Origin of the sequence: Lihuaxuella thermophila (genome assembly GCF_900110165.1) — a bacterium.
In the GTDB taxonomy this organism is placed as follows: domain Bacteria; phylum Bacillota; class Bacilli; order Thermoactinomycetales; family Thermoactinomycetaceae; genus Lihuaxuella; species Lihuaxuella thermophila.
This window is the reverse complement of record NZ_FOCQ01000003.1, coordinates 152545-175678: the sequence shown is the minus strand read 5'-3', so window position 1 is coordinate 175678 and position 23134 is coordinate 152545. Positions and strand designations below refer to the sequence as shown.

Annotated in this window: 21 protein-coding genes; 18 read left to right on the top strand and 3 right to left on the bottom strand. The window is 48.4% G+C overall.

Annotated features, from left to right (window positions below):
* The first annotated feature begins 8 nt into the window (after positions 1 to 8).
* Entirely contained in the window at positions 9 to 314 is a 306-nt protein-coding gene (locus BMW55_RS04400; RefSeq protein WP_089965735.1) for a hypothetical protein, read from the top strand.
* A gap of 59 nt (positions 315 to 373) precedes the next feature.
* Positions 374 to 1135, top strand: coding sequence for a sirohydrochlorin chelatase (locus tag BMW55_RS04395; protein ID WP_089965733.1), 762 nt, complete (start codon positions 374 to 376; stop codon positions 1133 to 1135).
* A 322-nt stretch (positions 1136 to 1457) separates the two neighbouring features.
* Here BMW55_RS04395 and BMW55_RS04390 read toward each other — a convergent pair whose 3' ends face one another.
* A complete protein-coding gene (locus BMW55_RS04390; protein ID WP_170839735.1) occupies positions 1458 to 3110 on the bottom strand; it encodes a peptide ABC transporter substrate-binding protein in 1653 nt (550 codons plus the stop codon).
* 1104 nt (positions 3111 to 4214) lie between these two features.
* Here BMW55_RS04390 and BMW55_RS04380 point away from each other — a divergent pair.
* The 4 genes from BMW55_RS04380 (at position 4215) to rlmD (ending at position 9150) form a co-directional block, all read left to right on the top strand.
* Entirely contained in the window at positions 4215 to 4907 is a 693-nt protein-coding gene (locus BMW55_RS04380) for a YidC/Oxa1 family membrane protein insertase (RefSeq protein ID WP_089965728.1), read from the top strand.
* Between the two features lie 345 nt (positions 4908 to 5252).
* A complete protein-coding gene (locus BMW55_RS04375) occupies positions 5253 to 6554 on the top strand; it encodes an NCS2 family permease (protein WP_089965726.1) in 1302 nt (433 codons plus the stop codon).
* A 191-nt stretch (positions 6555 to 6745) separates the two neighbouring features.
* Positions 6746 to 7630, top strand: a complete 885-nt coding sequence (locus BMW55_RS04370; protein ID WP_089965724.1) for a YegS/Rv2252/BmrU family lipid kinase — start codon at positions 6746 to 6748, stop codon at positions 7628 to 7630.
* Positions 7631 to 7773: 143 nt separating this feature from the next.
* Entirely contained in the window at positions 7774 to 9150 is a 1377-nt protein-coding gene (rlmD, locus tag BMW55_RS04365; RefSeq protein ID WP_089965723.1) for a 23S rRNA (uracil(1939)-C(5))-methyltransferase RlmD, read from the top strand.
* A gap of 28 nt (positions 9151 to 9178) precedes the next feature.
* Here the strand turns inward: rlmD and BMW55_RS04360 are convergent, their stop codons facing one another.
* Positions 9179 to 9415: a hypothetical protein gene (locus BMW55_RS04360; protein ID WP_139179434.1), complete on the bottom strand. Its 237-nt coding sequence runs from the start codon at positions 9413 to 9415 to the stop codon at positions 9179 to 9181.
* A 156-nt stretch (positions 9416 to 9571) separates the two neighbouring features.
* On the opposite strand from BMW55_RS04360, the gene BMW55_RS04355 reads away from it, so the two are divergent.
* Entirely contained in the window at positions 9572 to 10117 is a 546-nt protein-coding gene (locus BMW55_RS04355; protein ID WP_244527435.1) for a VanZ family protein, read from the top strand.
* A gap of 312 nt (positions 10118 to 10429) precedes the next feature.
* Here BMW55_RS04355 and BMW55_RS04350 read toward each other — a convergent pair whose 3' ends face one another.
* Entirely contained in the window at positions 10430 to 11050 is a 621-nt protein-coding gene (locus tag BMW55_RS04350) for a histidine phosphatase family protein (protein ID WP_089965719.1), read from the bottom strand.
* Positions 11051 to 11319: 269 nt separating this feature from the next.
* Between BMW55_RS04350 and BMW55_RS04345 the strand changes: the two genes are divergently transcribed.
* From BMW55_RS04345 to BMW55_RS04295, 11 genes are all read left to right on the top strand, one after another.
* The gene (locus BMW55_RS04345) at positions 11320 to 12183 is read left to right on the top strand and encodes a branched-chain amino acid ABC transporter permease (protein ID WP_089965717.1); all 864 of its coding nucleotides are present in this window, start codon (positions 11320 to 11322) and stop codon (positions 12181 to 12183) included.
* 1 nt (position 12184) lies between these two features.
* Entirely contained in the window at positions 12185 to 13216 is a 1032-nt protein-coding gene (locus BMW55_RS04340; RefSeq protein ID WP_089965716.1) for a branched-chain amino acid ABC transporter permease, read from the top strand.
* Positions 13209 to 13979 (top strand): ABC transporter ATP-binding protein, encoded by a 771-nt coding sequence (locus tag BMW55_RS04335; RefSeq protein ID WP_089965714.1) that lies wholly within the window; start codon positions 13209 to 13211, stop codon positions 13977 to 13979. Before BMW55_RS04340 ends, BMW55_RS04335 begins: the two co-directional genes overlap by 8 nt.
* Complete coding sequence (locus BMW55_RS04330) at positions 13963 to 14670, top strand: ABC transporter ATP-binding protein (RefSeq protein WP_089965712.1); 708 nt, start codon at positions 13963 to 13965, stop codon at positions 14668 to 14670. Before BMW55_RS04335 ends, BMW55_RS04330 begins: the two co-directional genes overlap by 17 nt.
* A gap of 71 nt (positions 14671 to 14741) precedes the next feature.
* Positions 14742 to 15917, top strand: a complete 1176-nt coding sequence (locus tag BMW55_RS04325) for an ABC transporter substrate-binding protein (RefSeq protein ID WP_089965711.1) — start codon at positions 14742 to 14744, stop codon at positions 15915 to 15917.
* A gap of 157 nt (positions 15918 to 16074) precedes the next feature.
* On the top strand, positions 16075 to 17280 hold the full coding sequence (locus BMW55_RS04320; protein WP_089965709.1) for an acyl-CoA dehydrogenase: 1206 nt from the start codon (positions 16075 to 16077) through the stop codon (positions 17278 to 17280).
* A gap of 46 nt (positions 17281 to 17326) precedes the next feature.
* Positions 17327 to 18961 carry a long-chain-fatty-acid--CoA ligase gene (locus BMW55_RS04315; RefSeq protein ID WP_089965707.1) on the top strand — a complete coding sequence of 545 codons (1635 nt, stop codon included), beginning with the start codon at positions 17327 to 17329 and terminating at the stop codon, positions 18959 to 18961.
* Between the two features lie 46 nt (positions 18962 to 19007).
* Positions 19008 to 19787, top strand: coding sequence for an SDR family oxidoreductase (locus BMW55_RS04310; RefSeq protein WP_089965705.1), 780 nt, complete (start codon positions 19008 to 19010; stop codon positions 19785 to 19787).
* A 38-nt stretch (positions 19788 to 19825) separates the two neighbouring features.
* Entirely contained in the window at positions 19826 to 20998 is a 1173-nt protein-coding gene (locus BMW55_RS04305; RefSeq protein ID WP_089965704.1) for a thiolase family protein, read from the top strand.
* An 87-nt stretch (positions 20999 to 21085) separates the two neighbouring features.
* Complete coding sequence (locus BMW55_RS04300; RefSeq protein WP_089965702.1) at positions 21086 to 21958, top strand: 3-hydroxyacyl-CoA dehydrogenase family protein; 873 nt, start codon at positions 21086 to 21088, stop codon at positions 21956 to 21958.
* Between the two features lie 66 nt (positions 21959 to 22024).
* Positions 22025 to 23125 carry a phosphotransferase family protein gene (locus tag BMW55_RS04295; RefSeq protein WP_089965701.1) on the top strand — a complete coding sequence of 367 codons (1101 nt, stop codon included), beginning with the start codon at positions 22025 to 22027 and terminating at the stop codon, positions 23123 to 23125.
* Positions 23126 to 23134: the final 9 nt, after the last annotated feature.

The window sequence follows — 23134 nt, the reverse complement described above, 5'->3', positions numbered from 1 at the left end:
GCTGGCCGTTGCAGTTATTTCATATTCTCATCGTTGTCCTGTTTTTCGGCTTTGGCGTTTACAATCTTTTCATCGAAAATTCGCCCGTGTTGGCTGTTCACTTTCTCCTGATTGCCCTGTATTTTTTCGTCACTCTGTATGAGCTTCGCGGCAGGCCGTTTTCGAGAAAAATTTACCTTCTCCTAACTGTACTGTTGGTTGCCGACGGGCTCCTGAATATGTTCATCTTTCCAACCAGCCTGTTGAGCGGGATTATCAGCTTTTTCTTTGCTTTTATCTGCTGGCAGACCTATCAGCGTTTGAAAAGAAGTTAAACGCGGAAACGATGCGCTTGTGTTAAAATCATCAAAGGGCTACATGAGGGGTGAAAGGTATGAAACAGCGCGGAGTACTGGTGATTGCCCATGGTTCCAGCAAAAAAGACTGGGTAGAGCTTGTGGATCGGGCTGTGAGCCAGGTTCAACTGGATATGCCTGTCATGACCAGTTTTTTGGAAATGGTCGAAGGACGCTCCATCCAGGATGGAATTGACGCACTGGAGAGTCAAGGGGTAACGGAAATCATCGCGGTTCCTCTGTTCGTCTCCTCGGGCAGCACGCATATCGAAGAAATCGGCTATCTGCTGGGAGTCAACAAACATCCCGCCATTGAGGTGGATGAAGAACCGCTTCAAATAAAAGCAAGAATCCGGATGTGTCCCGCCATGGATGACCATCCGTTGATCCGTGATATTCTGCTCGAAAGGGCCAAAGAGATGAGCGTCAAGCCGGAGGAAGAGGTGGTCCTCCTGGTGGGGCACGGCAGTGATGTGGAAGGATTCAAACAAATCTGGGAGAAAGGGATGGCCAGCCTGGCAGAGCAGATCCGCACAGAAGTGGGCTTTGCTGGGGCAGCGCTGGCTACCATGCACCCGGATAACCTGCACCAGCAGCTCAGCAAATGGAGCAAAGAATATCGCGTACTCGTGCTGCCTCTCTTTCTGAGCGAAGGGTATTTCACCCGAAAGGTGATTCCATCCAAGATGGAAGGGCTTGACTATGTATACACGGGTAAAACTTATTTGCCCAGTCCGCTCATTTCCCGTTGGATTGAAGCCGTCGTCCGTGAGGAACTCTCCAAAAAAGAAGCGGTCTGAAAAAGAAAGGAAAAACAAAGACAGACAGGAATATATCCTGATTCCACCCCGACTTCCCAGCACATTTCATTGAAGCTGACCTCAAAATAGAGAGCTGACCGGTCTTTATAGATAAAAGCGGGCTTTCGTGGAGGACACGTTGCAGATTCGGTGAAACGAAGCAGTCCTGCCAATTGAGTTTCGAGCAGATTCAATGAAAAATACCGACGGATTTCTTGGCAGATAACGAAACAACCGGGCGTTTCCCCGGTTGTTTCGTTATGCAAGGCATCGCGGGAGGAATGGGTTTTGTCCGCTTCACGAGTCGGAAACAAACACTGCCTCACTTGCTTTGACTTTGTTTTCCCTCGATCGATACCCATTTCAGAGAATACTCCGCATCGATGGGATGCCTGTACAGTTTTTTCACGTACGGCTTTTGTAAATAGGATTGAGCCTCGTAATACAAAGGAACGGCTCCGGCATCACTGATTATAATCTCTTCCGCTTTAATCAAATCCTGATTCCGCTCTTTGTAGATGCGATTGCTCTTCGATTTCAAAATGAACAGATCAAACGTCCGGTTGTGCCAGCGTCCAAAATTGACCTTGCTTTTGCTGGTTGCGATTTCCAGAAATGCCATCGGATCATTGTAGTCGCCGATATAGCGTAATAGAGTAAACTGGAATTGTCCGTTTTTTTCCATTCCGATTTTTTGCCTCAATTGCAGAGGGTTGATCAAGACCCGCACGCCCAAATTCTCTTCAAATTGCTTCTTCAAAAAAAGAGCAATCCGTTTCCGCTCATCATCGTTCACGTTTAAGATCAACCGCTCCGGAACCTGGTTGAGGTGCACTTCTTTCAAACCCTCTCTCAATAACTGCCTGGCCTTGACCGGGTCAAACGCCAGATAATCCTTCGTCTGATTTCTAAACGGCCGGCCGTTATAAGCAGTGATTGTCGGCGGCACCATACCTCCTGCCGGGAGCGAGCCATTATTCAAAACTTCATGCACTAACTGTTGCCGGTCGATGGACAATTGAAAGGCCTTGCGAATTTTTGGATTGGAAAAAAATTTGTTTTGGGTATTGAACATCATGAACATAACGGCTCCGCGCATGATGGTGACGCGATCCTTGTTATTTTTAAAGGCTTCATAAATCCGGGAGTTTAACGGTGCGACATCCAGTTGATTGGAAAGGTATAATCCCACGGCGGTGGTATAATCCTTTACAATCTTCACATCCACTTGATCTAATGACACGCGGCTTTTGTCCCAATAATTCCCATTCTTTTTATATCGATAACTTTGTTCGTGTTTCCAATCAGATAAAACGAACGGTCCGTTATAAACCATTTTGTCAGGAGATTTTGCGTAGTTCTCTCCAAACTTTTCCACGATGTCTTTTCGTTGTGGCAAATAAGTGGCGGAAGCGGTCAAATTCAGAAAATAGGGGATCGGATGTTTTAACGTCACTTGCAGCGTACGGTCATCCAAGGCTTTGACGCCAACGTCCTCCGCCCGCGCCCGGCCCGTATGATACTCTTCCGCATTCAGGATGGGGTAGAGTTTTATGGCCGACTTTGATTGAGTGGCAGGATTGAGAACCCGCTTCCAGGCGTATTCAAAATCCTGAGCCTTGACTGGTTGCCCATCGCTCCAAACGGCGTTGCGAATCCGGAAGGTATAGATTTTTTGGTCCTTGCTTATGTCAGGATACCCCAGCGCCATCGCGGGTTGGGGGTGATTGTTCCCGTCCAGTCTGGTCAATCCTTCCATCACGTTATTCAGCACATTGAAGGAATTTCCGTCCAGGGTAGTGGTACTGTCAAGATCCGGGGGATCGGCATCCGCCGTTAACCGAAGCACTTGCGGCGCCTGTGGTTTACCGGACAGGTTGCCGAACAAATTTTCCAGGCTAATTTGGTTGCAAGCAGTCAAAAACAAACAGGTGATCGTTACAATGAAAATAATGCTGTTTCTGGTTCGGATCATCTTCCAACCTCCTACATGCACAATGATATTTCCGTTTAACATGAATCTTCCGGAATCCCCTGGATCATGGACCGGTTCAAAACTTCTCAACATTCATTGCTCCCTCGGACACCCGCAGATTCCAGGTACATGAGCGGAGTCACCTGTGAAACCGGGGATGGACGTGGCGCTAAGATATGAAAGCGCTTACGAAATGCCGTCTGAAAGCCCGCGTTGTTAATCGTGGGGTGATGGTGGTGTTGCCTGGTATTCTCTTTTGGATATGGCAAGATCAACCAATTCGATGAGCAGTGCGGATTCCTCAGTCGACTTGAGCAGTGTATGTCCGGTTTCAGTGGAAAACTCACCTCTGGCCACCGGGTAATACCACTTGTTTTCAATGAGTATCAGAATGAGGGAACAGGAACGAGCGTACGGGTAATCGGCAGGACTTTCTGTGGTTGCAGATAAAAAATAAATCATTTTTATTTTCCCAATATAATCTATATTTTAAATGAAATTTATTCGCAAAAAAACGTAAAATCCCTCCTTCAGTGTTATATATTGAATATAAAGATAATTATTAAAATAATCGAATATAAGATCGATATAAAAAAGAGACATGTTTTTTTCGTGGATCTGTCCTTCACTAGATTCGGCGTCACCTGAGAAGTCCGCTCGGGGGTAAGAAGCGGACAGGTGACGAAACAGTTACATATCAAGGGAGTTTGCTCATCCGGGCGATCTAAGCACGCTTTTAAGCAACATGAGGAAGTTTTGTTGTTTCTTGTGGTGCGAGGCATATGGTAAGATAACTCTAAAGTTGAAAGCGAGGTGAGAGGATTGGAATTGGATTGGTGGACGTCGCTGGAGTGGTTGGTTCTTTTTATCGCCACATGTGCGACAGTATTTGTAGTTTATACCTTGATAAGATCCTCTCACTGCTTGCAACCTGCGACAGATCTTTTTCAGGCAAACAGATTCTCACGGGTTTCCCGGACAGGACACCCGCGAATCCCAATGCTTTCGAAAACGCGTCTCCGCATGGGGAACGAGGATGATGAAAGCGGCCACATCCTCCCTTCTTGTTGGGCATAAAAAAACAGAAACAAGGAGGAAGGAAGATTGACGAATTTGCCGTTGATTCAGAAGCTTATTCACTTTGTCCAGCCAGTTTTTGCGGGCCTCGAGCATTGGGTTGGCGATTGGGGCCTTGCCGTCATCTTGTTTACGGTTCTGGTGAGAATCTGCCTGATTCCCGTTTCTGTCCGACAGTCCGACCTCGCTGCCAGTCAATTTATCTTTTCCCGGAAGGCAGCCGAATTGCAGAAATCATGGACGGGAACGGCAGAAGCTTTGGCAGAGGAAATGGCCAAATTGATGCGGCAGCAAAAATTTAATCCTCTGGCCTTGTTCATGAATGCGATCATCCAGTCACCGATTCTCATCACTGTATATACGATCTTTTCCCAGCTCGGGCCGGCAGCACATTCCATCCTGGTGCCCTGGGTAAGCAGCATCGGCGTTCCGGATCCCTCGGCGATGATACCTGTCGCCGTTGCCTTGACCAGCGGGTTAACCACCATGGTGACGTTGATTCCCGGGGAGTTTATGCAAACGGGTTCGGTCAAGTTCAGCTTTGTCCTGATCACCGGGATCTCCCTCCTCATTTTGTGGACAGCCCCGGTGGCGACCGCCCTCTATTACGGAACTTCGAGCGTGTGGGGGGCATTGGAACGGAAAATATTAAGCCGCAGGGTACGTCGGCGGATTTTAGAGCAGCTGGGACCAGAAGCAAATGGTGAAGCCAGTCCTTAACGCGGGCTGGCTTTTCTCTTTGTCGAGCAACCTACCCTTATATTAACGCCGACCGCCAGTTGTTTTTTATCGTTACCGTGTATGACCGGTTGACCGATGGAGCAATTTAACTACAAAGAAAAAAGCCGCGCTTATCATAAGGCGGCATTCAAACCATTGAACAGAATAGAATCGGCGTGTCTATTCTTTTATTCGCAGACTGTTTCACTTTTTTGTCCTCATCCTTGAATTTCACATTTGTCACCGGATTGTTTCAGTGCAAGAAAAATCCTTGATTCCAAATGAAAAAACGAATATTATATTTGTTGTTATGATAAAATATTCGTTTTTTGGGGGACTGTATTCATGTTTGGTCTACATAAACAAGGATCTACTCTCAAAACAGAATTTACTGCCGGTCTCACCACTTTTTTCACGATGTCTTATATCATGGTGGTCAACCCGATCATCTTGAAAGATGCCGGTGTCCCCTTTGAGCTCAGCTTTACGGCCACCATCGTTGCAACGATCGTGGGAACCCTGCTCATGGGGTTGTATGCCAACTATCCGATCGCCATTGCACCGGCTATGGGCTTAAACGCCTATTTTGCCTATTCGGTGGTCAAGGCGCACCAGGGATTAAGCTATGAGGCTGCTTTTTCCGCCGTTTTTGTCGCGGGATTGGTGTTTGTGCTCCTTTCTTTAACCCCTCTTCGTACCAAGCTGATCGAGGTGATTCCGGATAACCTGAAAAATGCGATTACAGCTGGAATTGGGTTGTTTATCGCATTTATCGGCTTGCGTTTATCGGGGATCATCCAGGATCACCCGACCAATTTGGTGGCGCTCGGGAATCTCCATTCCCCTACCGCCGCATTAACCTTGATCGGGCTTTTGGTTACGTTGGTCTGTTTGGCGCTCAACATCAATGGCGCTTTGTTCATCGGGATGCTGGTTACCGGAGTGATCGCTTATTTCAACGGACAGCTCACCTTTCAAAAAGGATTTGTTTCCCTGCCGCAGATTCCGGATCAACTGGTCGTGGCAAATCCGGTTCAAGCCATCGGTGATGTGGTCCACTACGGGTTATATGCCGTTGTCTTCTCCTTCTTGCTGGTCACTCTTTTTGATACGACAGGCACGGTTCTCGGCGTTGCCAAACAGGCGGGGCTGATGGAAGGGAATAAGCTTCCCCGCGGGGAGCGTACCTTGATTGCCGACTCTGTGGCTACCTTGGTCGGTTCCATGTTTGGTACAAGCCCCACTTCTGCTTACATCGAATCGGCTTCCGGGGTTGCTTCCGGGGGTCGGACCGGACTCACCGCCGTCGTTGTGGCGATCCTGTTTGCCTTGTCAGCATTCTTCAGCCCTCTGATCAGTGCCGTATCCGGGCTTGCGGCAATCACCGCTCCGGCACTCATCGTCGTGGGTTCGCTTATGGTCGGACATGTGGCCTACATCAAGTGGGATCAAATCGACGAGGCGTTTCCGGCTTTTCTCGTTGTGTTGAGCATGCCGCTCACTTCCAGCATTGCAACCGGAATCGCGTTAGGCTTTATTGCTTATCCGGTCATGAAAGTAGCCAGAAAGCAGTGGAAATCGGTGCATCCCCTCGTCTATGTTTTTGCTGTCCTCTTCCTTTTACAGTTGATTTATTTGCCCCACTGACGATGAGAGCAGACCCGAAGCACTCACCGGGTCTGCTTTTTCTTATTTACTTTGGCTATAATCCAGCGGTTTTCCAGCTGCAAGGATATAAATGAGATGAAAATGAAAAAAATAGTAACAGATGGATCCATTGCCAAACTTTAAGCTCAACACCTTCACAGGTTACATCGTTAAAAGGGGAGGGCGAAACAATGCCGCGTGCTCGCCTGATCTATAATCCGACCGCCGGACGGGAATTAGTGGAAAAACGATTACCTAAAATCTTGGATCTGCTGGAAGAAGCGGGTTATGAAACTTCTTGCCGGGCCACACAGGATAAATGGTGCGCCGCAGAGGAAGCGCGTGCTGCGGCAGATAAGGGTTATGATGTCGTGATTGCCGCCGGAGGGGATGGTACGATCCATGAAGTGGTCAACGGTTTGGCCAGCCACCCTCACCCGCCGAAACTGGGGATTTTGCCGGGCGGCACGACAAATGACTTTGCCAGGGCATTAAAATTGCCGCGCGATTTGTGCCAAGCCTGCGGAGTGGTAGCCGCCGGAAGAACGATCACCATCGATATCGGAAAGTTTGGTGAGCGCTATTTTGTGAATGTGGCGGCTGCGGGAAGGATCACCGAAGTCACCTATGAGGCGCCCAGCCGGTTGAAAACGATGATGGGACCGCTCGCTTATTACGCCAAAGCGATCGAAAAGCTGGGAACACTGAATAAGCCCTTTCCGGTGCAGATTAAAACCCCGCGCGGAAAGTGGGAAGCGGAAATTCTCCTTCTCATCATGGCGAACAGCGTCTCCGTGGGCGGTTTTGAAAAATTGGCTCCATCGGCTGACTTAAGCGACGGGTTGATGGATGTGTTAATTGTTCCGAAAACCAACATCCCTGATTTGCTGCAATTGGCGGCTCTGGCGTATAAAGGCGAGCATATCCATGATTCGCGCATCATTTATTTTCAAACGGAACAGATTGATGTTGCCACCCCTGAGCCTCTCAAGTTAAATTTAGATGGGGAGTGGGGAGGGGAGCTGGCGGGAAGGTTTGAAATCCTGCCCCAGCATCTGGAAATCTTTTGTCCCTAGCGTTCATCCGGAGGTCATGCTTTTGGCAGTGGGAAATGGTTTTCCCTGAATCTCATGACCGCTGCAGAGACCCCGTTCCCTGACTATCCATCTCCAGGTTGTGACAGCCAGTCATGACCGCTTTTTTGTGAAGGAGAAAGAGTATGAAACAGAAACCTCCTGTTCATAAGGATCAACAGATTGAATACGAGATTACGGGACTGGCGCACAATGGCGCGGGTGTCGGCAAGTATGAAGGGTTTACCGTGTTCAGTCCGCTGGCGGTCCCCGGTGAGCGAGTGCGGGCTAAAATTACGCAGGTAAAGAAATCATATGCGCTTGCCGAACTGATGGAAGTGATCGAACCGCATCCTGATCGTGCGGAACCTGTGTGTCCGATCTTTGCCGAGTGCGGGGGATGCCAGGCCCAGCACCTTTCATATCCGGCCCAGCTCCGCCTCAAACGGCAACAAGTGATGGACAGTTTTGAGCGCATCGGCGGCCTGCAGGGAGTGATCATCCATCCTGTCATCGGCATGGAGAACCCTTGGAGATACCGCAACAAAGCGCAAGTTCCCTTTGGAAGAAGGGACGGGAAAGTGGTGGCCGGTTTTTATGCACCCGGCTCTCATGTAATTATCGACATGGATGCCTGTCTCATCCAACATCCCGAAAACGACCGGGCGGTGGCTGCAGTCAAACGGCTGGCCAATGAGCTGGACATTCCTCCTTATGATGAGCGAAAACACCACGGCGTGCTGCGCCATGTCATGGTTCGTGTCGGTGTGAACACGGGTGAGATGATGATCGTCCTGGTTACCAACGGGGAGCATTTACCCCATAAAAAAGCGTTGGTCGAACAGATGAAGAGCCGCTTTCCCAACCTGAAATCGATTGTGCAAAACATCAACAGCAAGCGGACCAATGTCATCCTGGGCCCCGTCAACCGTCTGCTCTGGGGGAGCGAAACGATTCACGATACAATCGGTCCGGTCCGATTTGCTATCTCTCCTCATTCCTTTTTTCAGGTGAATCCTGCGCAGACAAAAGTTCTGTATGACCAGGTACGTAAATACGCAAAGCTTACAGGCAAGGAGACGGTCATTGACGCATACTGCGGCATCGGCACGATCGCTCTCTATCTGGCGCAGGATGCCCAAGCGGTGTACGGGGTGGAAATCGTTCCCGAAGCCGTCGAAGATGCCAGGCACAACGCCAGGTTAAATGGGTTTAACCATGTTCATTTCGAAGTGGGGGCGGCGGAAGAAGTGATGCCCCGCTGGCTGAAGATGGGAATCAAGCCGGATGTGATCATAGTCGATCCTCCGCGAAAAGGCTGCGACCCGGCTCTGCTGGAGGCCGTTGTCGGCATGGGCCCGAAACGTGTGGTATATGTCTCCTGCAACCCGGCTACATTGGCAAGGGATGCGAAGGTTCTGGATGAGAAGGGATATCAGCCGGTTGAGGTTCAGCCGGTCGACATGTTCCCGCAGACGGGGCATGTGGAGTGTTGTGCACTATTCATTAGAAATGATAAATAAGAAAAATGCTGGGGAACGGAGCGAGAATTCAGTCTGAGGTAATTTGGTATCGAGCTATTGTGAAATCTTTTCGATTTCCTGCCCCGGCCCTCCCGCCGCGGGGCGTTCCCCCCCAAGCTTGGCGGGAGGGGAAAGGGGATAAGAGGATGTTAACCTCCACCATTTCCACCCCCGCCGTTTCCACCTCCATCTTCTCCGCCTCCTCCATCGCTGCCATTGCCATCTCCGAAACAAGAATCACCGCTATATGAATCTCCTCCGCCACCAGATCCCAATCCTGAACCGCCCTTGCCTATTTTATCTAAATTCTGAGGGTAGCATTACAACTAACAAGCTGGTATGATATATTACAGTTCGCAATCCTGGACTACCGATTATTTATAAACTAAACGTCAGAGAATAAGCAGGGATGGAATGAAAAATGCGAGGTATTATGAATAAACGGGAGAGAATTGAAACAGTCTTTATATATGGAGTTTTCATTTGTTACATACTTTTTTTAATTAAATTATTGATATTATCAAGAATGTCACATTTTGGTCCGTCGGAGCCTTGGACATTCAATCTCATTCCTTTTAATACTATCAAGGAATATATCTTTAGCAACTCTGCCAATATAAAACGATTCGCTTATGGTAATGTGGTTGGCAATATAGCGATCTTTATCCCCCTTGGCGCATATTTGTCATTTTTCAAAAACAATAAAGAGGGTAAAACCAATCTGTTGTTTATATTTGCAGTGAGTTTATCAGTTGAAATCATTCAGGGGATTTTAGGCATTGGAGCATCAGACATTGATGATATCATTCTAAATTGTTTGGGTGGATGGATTGGTATTTTAGGGTATAAGTTTTTATTGTTTGTATTCCGAGATGATAAAAAAGTACGTACTGCAATCGCAATACTATCTGCGATCGGATTACCTCGTCTAATATTTTATTTATTCATTATGAGAATGAAATTCTGAATATCTATATTGCATATTCAAGAAGAATCCCCTACACAAAAGGAACTAAAATGAGGATAATGGAAAAAATATTGATTTGAACAGATTTAGCTTAAAGCCACTACATAAATTTGGAGTAGTGGCTTTCATTGTGCTTTGGTATATAGAAAAGTTATGGAAGTATCGGAGATCCTGCCATTTGGTGAGTATGTTTCGGGAGAAACTGATTCCGTTTGAATCGACTGCAAGAAACTCTTTGTTCACACAGGGGGAGTAGTGGGGAGATCATGGTTTCTGAAACAGAGGTCTCATGCTCTCTCTTCCCGTCATGGATCAAACCTCAGGAACAAATATCTTTTCATAGCGATACTCCCCGTTTGTTTCTTGAATGTGGATCACCGCAGCATTTTCAACCGGTTCAAAGGATTCGATCTTTTCAACCGGCCAATTCATCAAAAAGGCGAGCAGCATTTGGATGAAGGCGCCGTGAGTAACCACAATCAGGTTTTCAACCCGTTGCTGCCGCTCAAGTCGTTGCACCACGGTATGCATAAACATTGAAGAGCGGAGATAGACATCGGCAAGTGATTCCCCGTTTGGAAAACGAAAATAAAACCGGCCTGCTGCTTTAAATTCTTTTTTGGCTTGAGGGGTTCGCTGGTTAAAATCATAGAGATTTCCAAGCTCCCACTCCCGGAGAAGAGGATTTTCATAGAAGGGTGTACCCTTGGGAAGCATTGAGAGGATCGTTTTCGCTGTCTCCATGGTTCGGAGATACGGGGATGAATAAACCATCATATTTCCTTTGACATGATCTCTGATAAATTTTGCAGTGGATTTCGCCTGTTTTCTGCCCAATTCTGTCAGGTTGTGCTTGGAATCGTGGGTATGGGCCATGCGAGACTTGTCAACATTATGTTCGGATTCACCGTGACGAATGACATAGATATTCATTTTCCGCTCCCCCTAATAAATTCAATTTTTATATTATTTTTATATCATAGCAGCATTTTTATAATGAATGGGAATATACGGACGATGTTTAATAAAAAGAAATATTTGAATAATATCATATATTCAAATATAATAAAAAGCAAATATTAAACATACTAACTGGTTAGTTGGTTCAAAGGAGGGGAATCGTTTCGTTTTGGGTTGCAGATGCGTGAAACAAAAATGCCCAAGCCCGTCTAGATGAAAAGCAACAGACAGGGGGGATTCTAGTGGATCTATTTTTTCAGCAGATCGTCAACGGCCTGGTACTTGGCAGTATTTACAGCCTTGTGGCTCTTGGCATCACTTTGATTTATGGAATTATGCATCTGCCGAACTTTGCTCACGGTCATTTGTATATGCTGGGTGCGTATGTGACCTTTTTTTTGATCACGGATTACGGTTTGAGTTACTGGCCGGCCATCCTGTTCGCTGTGGCGATACTCGTCGTGATCGGGATGTTGCTTGAGCGGCTTGTGTTTCGTCCGTTGCATCATGCACCTCATATCAACTCGATGATTGCCTCAATCGGGGTCATGTTGTTTATTGAAGCCATTGCCCGAAAAATGTGGGGGTCTGATTATCGCCGGCTTGATTCTCCGTATGATGGAATCATCGATCTGTTTGGACTGAATATCACGGAACAACGGCTCCTCGTCATTGTGTCGGCCGTTGTTCTGATGATCGGGTTGCATCTGTTTTTGAAGCGAACGGTGATCGGATCAACGATTGAAGCGATGGCTCAAAACAGAGAAGGGGCTTTCCTTGTAGGCATTAACGCCAATAAGGTTTCACTCATGACGTTCGCCATCGCGTCAGGACTAGCCGCGGCCGCCGCATCATTAGCTGCGCCGATCAACCTTGTTTATCCCTCGATGGGGGCGATGGTGAACTTGAAAGCGTTTGTGATTATTGTCCTGGGCGGAATGGGAAGCATTCCGGGGGCCGTGATCGGAGGATACATTCTTGGATTGGCGGAAAGTATATCAGGAACTTACATCAACAGTGAATATAAAGATCTGGCTGCCTTTGTCCTCTTGATCTTGATTCTGACGGTTCGGCCAACCGGACTGTTTGCGAAGGAGGCCCGCTGAAATGAGATTTGTTCCGGGCTCGAAATGGGTTGTGGCGGCACTCTTCTTCGTCGCATTGGCCATTCCTCTGCTCACCGACAACTCTTACTATCTAAATATGCTGATTATGGTATTTATCTGGTCTATTGCCGTAAGCGGAATGAATATCATCGCCGGATATGCCGGACAGTTGTCGTTGGCCCACGCGGGATTTTTTGGAATCGGTGCCTATACATTAGGGCTTTTGATGGTGAAAGCGCAGATGTCATTTCTGGTTTCACTGGCGGTGTCGGTCGTTCTGACAGGGATGGTCGGAGCGGTGGTAGGGATGATCTCCCTTCGCCTGAAAGGCCACTACTTTGCGATCTTCTCCCTCTGCATGGGAGTCATACTTTCCCTGGTCATTGAAAAGTGGGAATCGTTGACCGAGGGGGTTCGCGGCCTGCTTGGAATTCCTGTTCCGAAAATTGGTTCTGTTGAATTTTCCACCCTCACCTCTCAGTATTATTTGATCCTGTTTTTCTTTGTACTTGCCATGTTTGTAAACCGGCAAATCATCCATTCGTTGGTCGGAAGAACATTCATTTCGATTCGAAACAGTGAAGAGTTGGCGGAGTCACTGGGAATTCACGCAATGAAGAGCAAAATGCTGGCATTCGTTTATTCAACTGTGTTGGCCGGACTGGCTGGTGCATTGTATGCCGGTTATCTCCGATTCCTTGGCCCGGAAATCGCTTCCATTGAACATGCATTTGAAATGTTATTGTATCTGCTGGTTGGCGGAATCGGCACTTTGTGGGGCCCTGTGGTGGGAACCGCGCTGGTAATGACGTTGATGCAATGGCTTCAGTCCTGGCAGGATTATCGGATGATCATCTTTGGTCCGATCCTCGTACTGATCGTCATGTTCCTGCCGCATGGGATCATGGGGGCATTTGCCCAACTGAAAAAGAATCAGCCATCTGTTTTGCCGGACACCACCGATGATAAGAACCGGGGAATCGAAAGAGGGGTCAACGACCGGAGATTGGCTGGGGGGGAAAGCGATGCTTAGAACCGAAAAATTATCGAAATATTTCGGTGGCAATCAAGCGGTCAATTCGGTGGATTTCCAGATCAATCAAGGTGAAATCACCGCGATCATCGGTCCCAACGGAGCAGGAAAAACCACCTTCTTCAATCTGATCAGCGGACTTCATCCACCCACCTCCGGCAAAATCTTTTTTGAAGGTGAGGAGGTGACGAATAAGCGATCCTATGAAATGGCGAAGATGGGGATCGCGCGTACGTTTCAAACAACGAAATTATTTGCCGGAGCCACGGTGATGGAAAATTTGATGATCGGACATCGGCTTCGGACGAAAAGCGGCTTTTGGGGTGCAGTGATACGCAGCCAACGGTATCGGAATGAAGAGCGTGCGTGCAGGGAAAAAGCCCTGCAAGTACTTGAATTTGTCGGTGCCTCTGCACTGGCCAACCGTTCTGTGGCCAGCATTTCTCAGGAAGAGCAAAAAAGAGTGGCGATCGCCTTGGCGTTATCCACTGATCCAAAAATCGTCCTGCTGGATGAACCGGCGGGCGGCATTAATGCGGATGAAACAAGCAACCTGGCAGAACTGATCACAAAAATGAAGAACGCAGGCCTGACCATCTGCATTATTGAGCACAAAATGCAGATGATCATGAAACTTGCCGACCGGATCATGGTTTTGAACCAGGGAATCAAGATTGCGGAAGGAACCCCGGATGAAATCAGCCGGAATGAAACGGTGATCGAGGCGTACTTGGGAGGGGGCGCGCATGCTCAAGCTCATTGATGTGACAGTCAAGTATGGAAGTTCCACAGCGCTTCACTCGGTCAATTTGGAAGTAAACCAGGGAGAGCTGGTTGTGCTGTTAGGGGCTAACGGTGCCGGGAAGAGTACGATTTTCCGTACCATCAGCGGCTTATTAAAACCAGTGTCAGGCCAGGTCGCGTTTATGGGGCAATCGATCGGAGGGTGGTCCCCGGACCGGATTGTGAAGGCCGGAATCGTTCAATGTCCGGAAGGCAGAAACTTGTTTCCTGAGATGTCCGTCTTAAAAAATCTTACCTTGGGTGCTTACATCCATCGGAAGGACAAAGCGGGCATTGCCCGATCACTTCAAAATATTTACGAATTGTTCCCGGTTTTGTACGAGAAAAAGGAACAACCGGCCGGCTCGTTGAGCGGGGGGCAGCAGCAGATGGTTGCCATTGCAAGGGCTCTGATGGCCAGACCGAAATTGCTGCTGTTGGATGAACCTTCGGTCGGTCTTGCTCCGCTCATCGTTGAGCAGATGTTTAAAACCATCGAGAAAATCAATCGTGACGGAACCAGTGTGTTGTTGGCCGAGCAAAATGCATTTGCAGCATTGCAGATCGCCCGGCGAGGTTACGTCATCGAAAACGGACACCTGGTGCTTGAAGGGGCGCGGGAGACGCTCTGTGACAACGAGGAGGTGAGACGGGCTTATATTGGAGCTTAGGAGTATAGGACGGGTGACTGGACATTTCCGCTACGCAAATAAAAATGAATTCTGACAAGGGAGAGGGTTCAATGAGACGAGTCTGGAGAGCGCTGTTCACTCTGTCAACCGTAGTATCACTTCTTTTTCTGGCAGCATGTGGAAACTCGGGAGGAGACTCAAACGTTGTCACGATCGGGTGGTCCGGGCCCCAAAGCGGCGGGGCGGCTCTGTATGGGAAAAACACGTTGGACGGGATGAAGATGGCCATCGATGACATTAATGCCGCAGGAGGAATCAAGGTAGGACAAGATCAAGTAAAGCTGAAGCTCGTCGCACTGGATGACAAGTACCTTCCAAACGAAACGGCGACCAACGCCCGGCGGCTGAAACATGAAAATGGGGCAACGATCATCTTCACCCCGCATTCAGGCGGTGTGTTTGCGATGCAGCAGTTTAATGTGCAGGAAAATTTTCTGATTGCCGCCTATACGAGTGAACCGAAGGTCACTGAGGCCAAAAATCCGCTGTTGGTTCGCATTCCCCCCAATTATCACATTTACCCGAAGCCGTTCTCAGAAGAAATGATGAAACGGTTTGGCAAAAAAGTGGCACTGGTGCCGGGAACTCACCAGTATGCGAAAGATTGGACGGCTCTTTTTAAGCAAACGTGGATGGGACTCGGAGGAAAAATCGTTGCTGAAAACCCGGTTGATTACAACAAAGAGAGCGATTTTTCATCCGCTGTGGCGAAAGCGCTTTCAGCTAAACCGGATGTGCTGTTTGTTGGCGGAGCTTCCCAGCCTACCGCCCTCATCATTAAAGATGCCCGGGAGCAAGGGTTTAAGGGCGGTGTGATCATGATGGACCAGGCGAAATTGGAAGAGGTGGAGCAAGTGTTGAAAGACCCCCGGCTCTTGGAAGGAGTGATCGGAGTTCGTCCGGCTTCCCAGTGGCCGACAGAAGGAACGAAGAAGGTGGTTGATAGCTATAAAAAGAAGTTTGGCGCAGACAAAATCCCGACATCGGAAGTGTTATACCATTACATGGCTGTGCATCTGTTTGCAAAAGCGATGGAACTGGCCGGCACCACCGATGATCCGGCTGCCATCCGGGCAAAAATCAATGATGCCAGCAAACAATTGCCTTCAGACAAAATTCCTTTGTCGGTTGAGGGATTGTCCGAAGACGGGGCATTAATCACCCAGCCGAAAGCGATTACGATGAAAGACGGGAAGTATGTAGAAATCCAGCTTTCCTTCCAATAGGTATGACCCTATTTTTAAAAACCCTTCTTTACCTTCCGTAAGAGCTGTTGTTCTTTTGAAATGAAAAAAGTTTGAAAACATAAATGAATTATATTAAAATAAAAAATAATATGAAACATACCAACTGGTTAGTTAATCTGAAGGCGGAGGGATCTGATTGCATTTTGATTACAGTGAGAAGGTAAAAGAATTGCAGAAGCGATTAACCGAGTTTATGGAACAAGTGGTCTACCCGAATGAAACCACTTACCAACAGCAGCTGAATGAAGCCCCCGGCCGTTGGCGTACGCCTCCAATCATGGAAGAAATGAAAGCGAAGGCGAAAGCCGCCGGTTTATGGAATCTATTTTTGCCTGAGAGTGAATACGGCGCGGGGTTGACCAATCTTGAATATGCTCCGCTTTGCGAAATCATGGGACGTTCGCTCATCGCTCCCGAAGTATTTAATTGCAGTGCACCGGATACAGGAAATATGGAAGTATTGGTCCGCTATGGAACAGAGGAACAAAAAAAGCGGTGGCTGGTTCCGTTATTAAATGGCGAGATCCGTTCCTGCTTCTCGATGACCGAGCCCCATGTGGCTTCCTCGGACGCGACCAATATGGAAACCCGGATTGAACGGGACGGAGATGAATATGTGATCAACGGCAGGAAATGGTGGTCGTCAGGTGCCGGAGACCCCCGTTGCAAGATTGCGATTGTAATGGGAAGATCGAACCCGTCGGCACCCAGACATGAACAGCATTCCATGATCCTGGTGCCGCTCGATACTCCCAGAGTTAAGATTTTGCGCCATTTGCCCGTCTTCGGCTATGATCATGCTCCTCACGGACATGCAGAGATTGAATTTGACCATGTGCGTGTACCTGCTTCCCATATCATCTGGGGGGAAGGAAAGGGTTTTGCCATTGCCCAGGGAAGGCTGGGGCCGGGGCGTATTCATCATTGCATGCGCTTGATCGGGGTGGCTGAACGTGCCCTGGAACTCATGTGTAAGCGGGTAAAGGAGCGGGCTCCTTTCGGAAAACCGTTGGCCGAACGGGGAGTGATCCGGGAGTGGATTGCCAATTCCCGAATCGAAATTGAACAAGCGCGTCTGTTAACCCTGAAAGCTGCCTATATGATGGATACTGTGGGGAATAAGGTGGCCAGAAAAGAAATTGCCATGATTAAAGTGGTGGCTCCCAATATGGCTCTCAGAGTCTTGGATCGGGCGATTCAGGCTTTTGGTGCCGCAGGGGTCAGTGAAGATTTTCCGCTGGCAGCCCAGTGGGCAAACGCCAGGACTCTCCGCCTGGCAGACGGCCCGGATGAAGTTCACCGGGCAGCGATCGCAAAGATGGAATTGAAAGCGCATTCGTAACCGGAGTCCAAACCATATAAACACGGTGGAAGAGGGAGGGCTTAACATGAGTTACAGCGGGAAACCCTGGCTGAAATTTTATCATCCGAATGTGTCCGAATACTTGGAATTGGAGCGGAAAAGCCTGACGAAGCTGCTGCTGGAGTCTGTGGAAAGTTACGGGGATCAAACGGCATTAACGTTTTATGGTCAAACATGGACTTTTCAAGATGTTTATCAGAAGTCGGAACGATTCGCTGCCCGGCTCCATGAGGAGGGATTCCAAAAGGGGGACCGGCTGGCGATTATGTTGCCCAACACGCCGCACTATATTTTCTCGATATTCGGCGCTTTGCGACTCGGGGGAATTGTGGTTCAGGTCAATCCCATGTATGTGGAAAGAGAAATTGAGTATGTGCTGAATGATTCCGGTGCAGAGTTTATGGTGGTTTTTGATGCCTTGTATCCCCGCGTAAAAAATGTCCGGTCGAAAACTTCATTAAAGAAAATCATCGTGGTCAGCTTGGGGAATCAGACCACGGACCTGGACAATGGCGATTTCCGCTTTGAAGAGTTTTTGCCATCGAGTGCGGCGCAAGCTCCCAACGTGGATATCGATCCGGATGAGGATGTGGCATTCCTTCAGTACACAGGCGGAACCACGGGGGTTTCCAAGGGTGTGATGCTCACTCATTTTAATATAGCGGCCAACATCGAACAAATGTATGCGTTTTCGTATCAAACCATTGATGATATGCCCGAGAATCCGAAAGTGATGAGTATTTTGCCGATGTTTCATATTTACGGTCTGACCTGTAACGTATTTATGGGCTTCCGTGCCGGGCTCAATCAAATCATTCTACCGCGTTTCGATGTTGAAGAAGTGCTGCAGACCGTAAAACGGGAAAAGCCGTTTCAATTCGGCGGAGTTCCGACGATGTACATTGCCTTGAACAACCATCCTGATTTAGAGAATTACGGCTTTGATCAAATCAGATTTTACAATAGCGGCGGAGCGGCGATGCCGGTTGAGCAGCTCCATTTATTTGAAAAGAGAACCCATTGCAATCTCTGTGAAGGGTATGGATTATCGGAGACATCTCCCGTTACCCATTTTAATCCCCTGTTTCTTGTACGCAGGCCGGGCAGTATAGGAATTCCGGTCCCTCACACCGAGGTGAAAATTGTCAAAGAAACGGACAAAGGGATCGAAGAAGTGCCTGTGGGTGAAGTGGGTGAGCTGATGATTAAAGGGCCGCAGGTGATGAAGGGATATTGGAATAAACCCGAAGAGACCAAAGCGGTTTTAAAGGATGGTTGGCTGTTTACCGGTGATTTGGCCCGCATGGACAACGACGGATATTTTTATATTGTCGACCGGAAAAAAGATATGATTATCGCCAGCGGCTATAATGTGTACCCCAGGGAAGTCGAAGAGGTTCTCTATCAACATCCTGCAGTGAAAGAAGTCATTGTCATCGGGGTTCCGGATGAATATCGGGGAGAGACCGTAAAAGCATACATTACCTTAAAAGAAGACCAACAGGCGACGGAAGAGGAACTGATCGAGTTCTCGCGTCAATTTCTGGCGCCGTACAAAGCGCCCAGGATGATCGAATTCCGGGAACAACTGCCAAGGTCTGCCGTAGGAAAATTATTGAGAAGAGTGCTTCGGGATGAAGAAATGAAAAAGAATCCCTGATGGAACGGAATCGATGGTTTGAATGAATCGGTAGAGGGGGCGCCGTATGCATATCCGGGAATTATTTGACTTGACGGGCAAAACAGCCATTGTCACCGGTGGCGGAAGAGGATTGGGAAAACAGATCGCCGAGGCTCTTGCTGAAGCAGGAACCAATGTGGTGGTTTGTTCCCGCAAACTGGAAGCTTGCCGCGAAGTGAGTGAACGCTTAAAAGAAAAAGGGGTTCAATCCCTTGCGCTCAAGTGTGATGTTACAAATCCTGAAGATGTCCGTTCCGTGGTTGAAGAAACCTTGAATCACTTTGGCGCTATTGACATTTTGTTCAATAACAGCGGTGTCAGTTGGGGAGCTCCTGCTCTGGAGATGCCGCTCGACAAATGGAATCTGGTCATGAATGTGAATGTAACGGGAACATTCCTCATGTCGCAAGCGGTTGGAAAGGTCATGATGAAAAATCAGTCGGGGAAAATTGTCAATATTGCTTCCACTGCCGGCTTGGGGGGACAGGACCCCGAAAAATTGGATGCCGTCGGGTACACCGCCAGCAAAGGGGCCGTCATTACATTTACAAAAGATCTGGCGATGAAATTGGCACCGTACAATATTCATGTCAATGCGATTGCTCCCGGTTTTTTCCCTTCCAAAATGTCAAAGGGAGTGTTAGCCCAGGCAGGAGAGCAAATTTTAGCCCAAACTCCCTTGAAAAGGTTCGGTTCAGATGATGACCTGAAGGGGGCAGCCGTATTCTTGGCCTCCAAAGCATCGGATTATGTGACGGGCCATATATTGGTGGTTGATGGCGGCGTTCATGCCCGAAATGGGTAAAGTTGTTTTAAAAATTAAGAAATGAAAGGAAACCTTATATGAATCGTGACCCGGTGATTGTTGCAGCTGTCAGGACGGCAATCGCGAGAAATGGGGGAGCACTGGCGGCACTTCCTCCGCACCATTACGGTGCCGCCGTGCTCAAAGAAGCGATCCGGCGGGCCCGTCTGAAGCCTGAAATGATTGATGATGTGATATTCGGGAATGTGCTCAGTGGAGGCGGGAATATTGCACGCTTAAGCGCACTCAAGACAGGTTTGTCTATCGAGATTCCCGGGTTGACCATCGATCGGCAGTGCGGTTCGGGGATCAATGCGATCCATCTGGCGGCGCAGGCGATTCGGTCGGGAGAGGGCGACGTCTATCTTGCCGGAGGAGTCGAAAGTTACAGTCACGCCCCTTATTTGATGGAAAAACCCACTAAGCTGTTCCGCATGCAACCGCCCAAATTTATAAGGCCCAAATTATCTCCGGGTGAAATCGGCAACCCTCCCATGGGAATCACGGCGGAAAATCTCGTCAAAAGATATGGCATCAGCCGTGAAGAACAAGATCAATTTGCGTATAACAGCCAGCAAAAGATGGCACGCGCGATGGCTGAACAGAGATTTGAAGAGCAAATTGTTCCTGTGTCCGTTCCAAGAGGAAAAAATGAACTTGAGGTTTTTGACACGGATGAGCACCCGAGACCTGAAACGACATTGGAAGGACTGGCAAAACTGCCTCCCGCATTCCTGGAAGGGGGAAGCGTGACTGCCGGAAACAGTTCAGGATTAAATGATGCTGCTTGTGCAGTCGTGGTGATGTCACGTGAAAAAGCGGACCAATTGGGATTGAAGCCTTTGGCTGTCGTACGCGCTCAAGCCGTGGCAGCCGTTGACCCCAATATCATGGGGATCGGTCCGGTGCCTGCTACAAGGAAAGTGCTGGAGAAATCGGGCCTGACCCTGGATGAGATCGATTTGATTGAAATCAATGAAGCTTTTGCAGCTCAAGTGATCGCATGTGACCGGGAACTTCAAATGGATCCGGCCAAGGTCAATGTGAACGGGGGAGCGATCGCTCACGGTCATCCACTGGGAGCAACCGGAGCCATTTTAGCAACCAAGGCCGTCTATGAATTGAAGAGGGTTCAAGGACGATTCGCCTTGATCACTGCTTGTATCGGAGGGGGACAAGGGATCGCGACGATATTGGAACGTGAAAGTTAAGCAGATGAAGCGTTCAATATTCAACGAACATACCAACTGGTTAGTATAATTTCAGACAAATGGTCCGAATGATAGGGGGTTTTTCCAATGAAGATCGACGATGTAAAGAACATCTGTGTCGTCGGCAGCGGGTCAATGGGACATCAAATAGCGATGTTGTGCGCGTTGGGGGGTTACCATACGACGGTTCAGGATATCAATGAAGAATCGCTCAACAAAGCAAAATCGGCCCTTATCAAGATTATGGATCGATGGGTTTCCAAAGGGAAAATTTCCGATGAAGACAGAAACAAAGCTTTTGACCGCTTAACGTTTACAATCAGTTTGGAAAAAGCGGCTGCCCATGCCGATTTCGTGATTGAAGCGGTCGTTGAAAAGTTGGATGTGAAGCGGGAAGTTTTTGCCCGTTTGGATGAGATTGCTCCTCCGCATGCGATATTAGCCACAAACAGCTCTACCATTGTCAATTCGTTGATTGCGGATGCTACGAAACGACCCGAGAAGGTATGTAACCTGCATTTCTTTTATCCGGCGCTGGTGATGGATTGTGTAGAAGTGGTCATGAGTGAAAAAACATCGGAAGAAACGGCGCAGATCGCAATGGATGTATGTAGGAAGATCAACAGGACAGGCGTATTGCTGCGAAAAGAAATTTCGGGTTTTGTGGCCAACCGGATTCTCGGGGCATTGACGAGGGAAGCGGTTCAGCTGTATGAACAGGGAATTGCCGACTTCAAAGATATCGATCTGGTATGTAAAAAAGCGCTCAATCACCCGATGGGTCCGTTTGAACTCATGGACTTATCCGGAATCGATGTAGCGTATTTTGTGTCCCGGCAGCGTTTTGCAGAGACAGGTGATCCCGCGGACCGGCCGGCAGCCTGTATAGAAGAGAAAGTAAAAGCCGGACATCTTGGCCGGAAAACCGGAAAAGGCTGGTATGAGTATACAGATGGTTAAGAGAAGGGGTTCAAGCATTTATCGAAAAACGCCCTCCCCAATTTAAACATAAGTAAGGTGGTCAGGATGGCTGATCAAGATCGTGAAAAATGGAAGCATGTCCACCAGGACACCATTGCAGTACGCAGGGGGGAAGAATTAAATCTTTCACGGCTGGAGCACTTCCTGCGGAAGAAGATCGAGGGTTTGGATGATTCACCTTTGAAAATCCGCCAATTTCCATCCGGAGCTTCCAATTTGACCTATTTACTCTCCATCGGGGACTGGGAGGCGGTCCTTCGCCGCCCCCCTTTGGGTCCCGTTGCTCCCAAGGCTCATGATATGGCCCGTGAATATAAGATTTTGAGCAAACTTCATCCGGTGTTTCCGCTGGCTCCCAAACCGTATTTGTTTAGTGATGATGAGGAGATCATCGGCAGTCCGTTCTTTTTAATGGAAAGGCGGCGCGGTGTCGTACTGGATCGCGGGTTTCCGAAGCCTTATACGCCCACCCGGGAGATCTGCCGACAAATCTCCCAAACGATGGTAGACCGGCTGGCAGATCTTCACCGGATCGATTATGAGGCGGCCGGCCTGAGTGAAATCGGTTTTCCGGAGGGATTTATGAAGCGGCAGGTAACTGGTTGGATTGCCCGCTATGAACGTGCCAGGACAGATGAAATTGAGGGTGTGGAAGAGCTGAAAAAATGGATGATGGATCATTTACCGGCTTCCCCCCGGCCTGCCGTGATCCATTATGACTATAAGTTGAACAATGTCATGTTTGATTATGATGACCTAAGTAAAATGATCGGTATTTTTGACTGGGAAATGGCGACCATCGGAGATCCGCTGGCGGATCTGGGCTGTGCTTTGAGTTACTGGACTCGGGATGAAGATCCGGATGTTCTTAAGTATTGGATGGGCAAGCCTTCCATCACCCTTTTGCCCGGTTTTATGTCCAAGGAGCAATTGATCGAAGCCTATGCCAGAAAGAGCGGACGCGATGTTTCACAGATCCATTTTTATCTAACGTTTGCTTACTTTAAACTGGCGGTGATTATTCAACAAATCTATTACCGGTGGAAAAGGGGACAAACAAAAGATGAACGGTTTGCCAATTTCGGCGACCGGGTCCGCGCTTTAATGAATGTTGCCCGGGAATTATCACACAAAAAGGCCCTCTGATCTCGATGA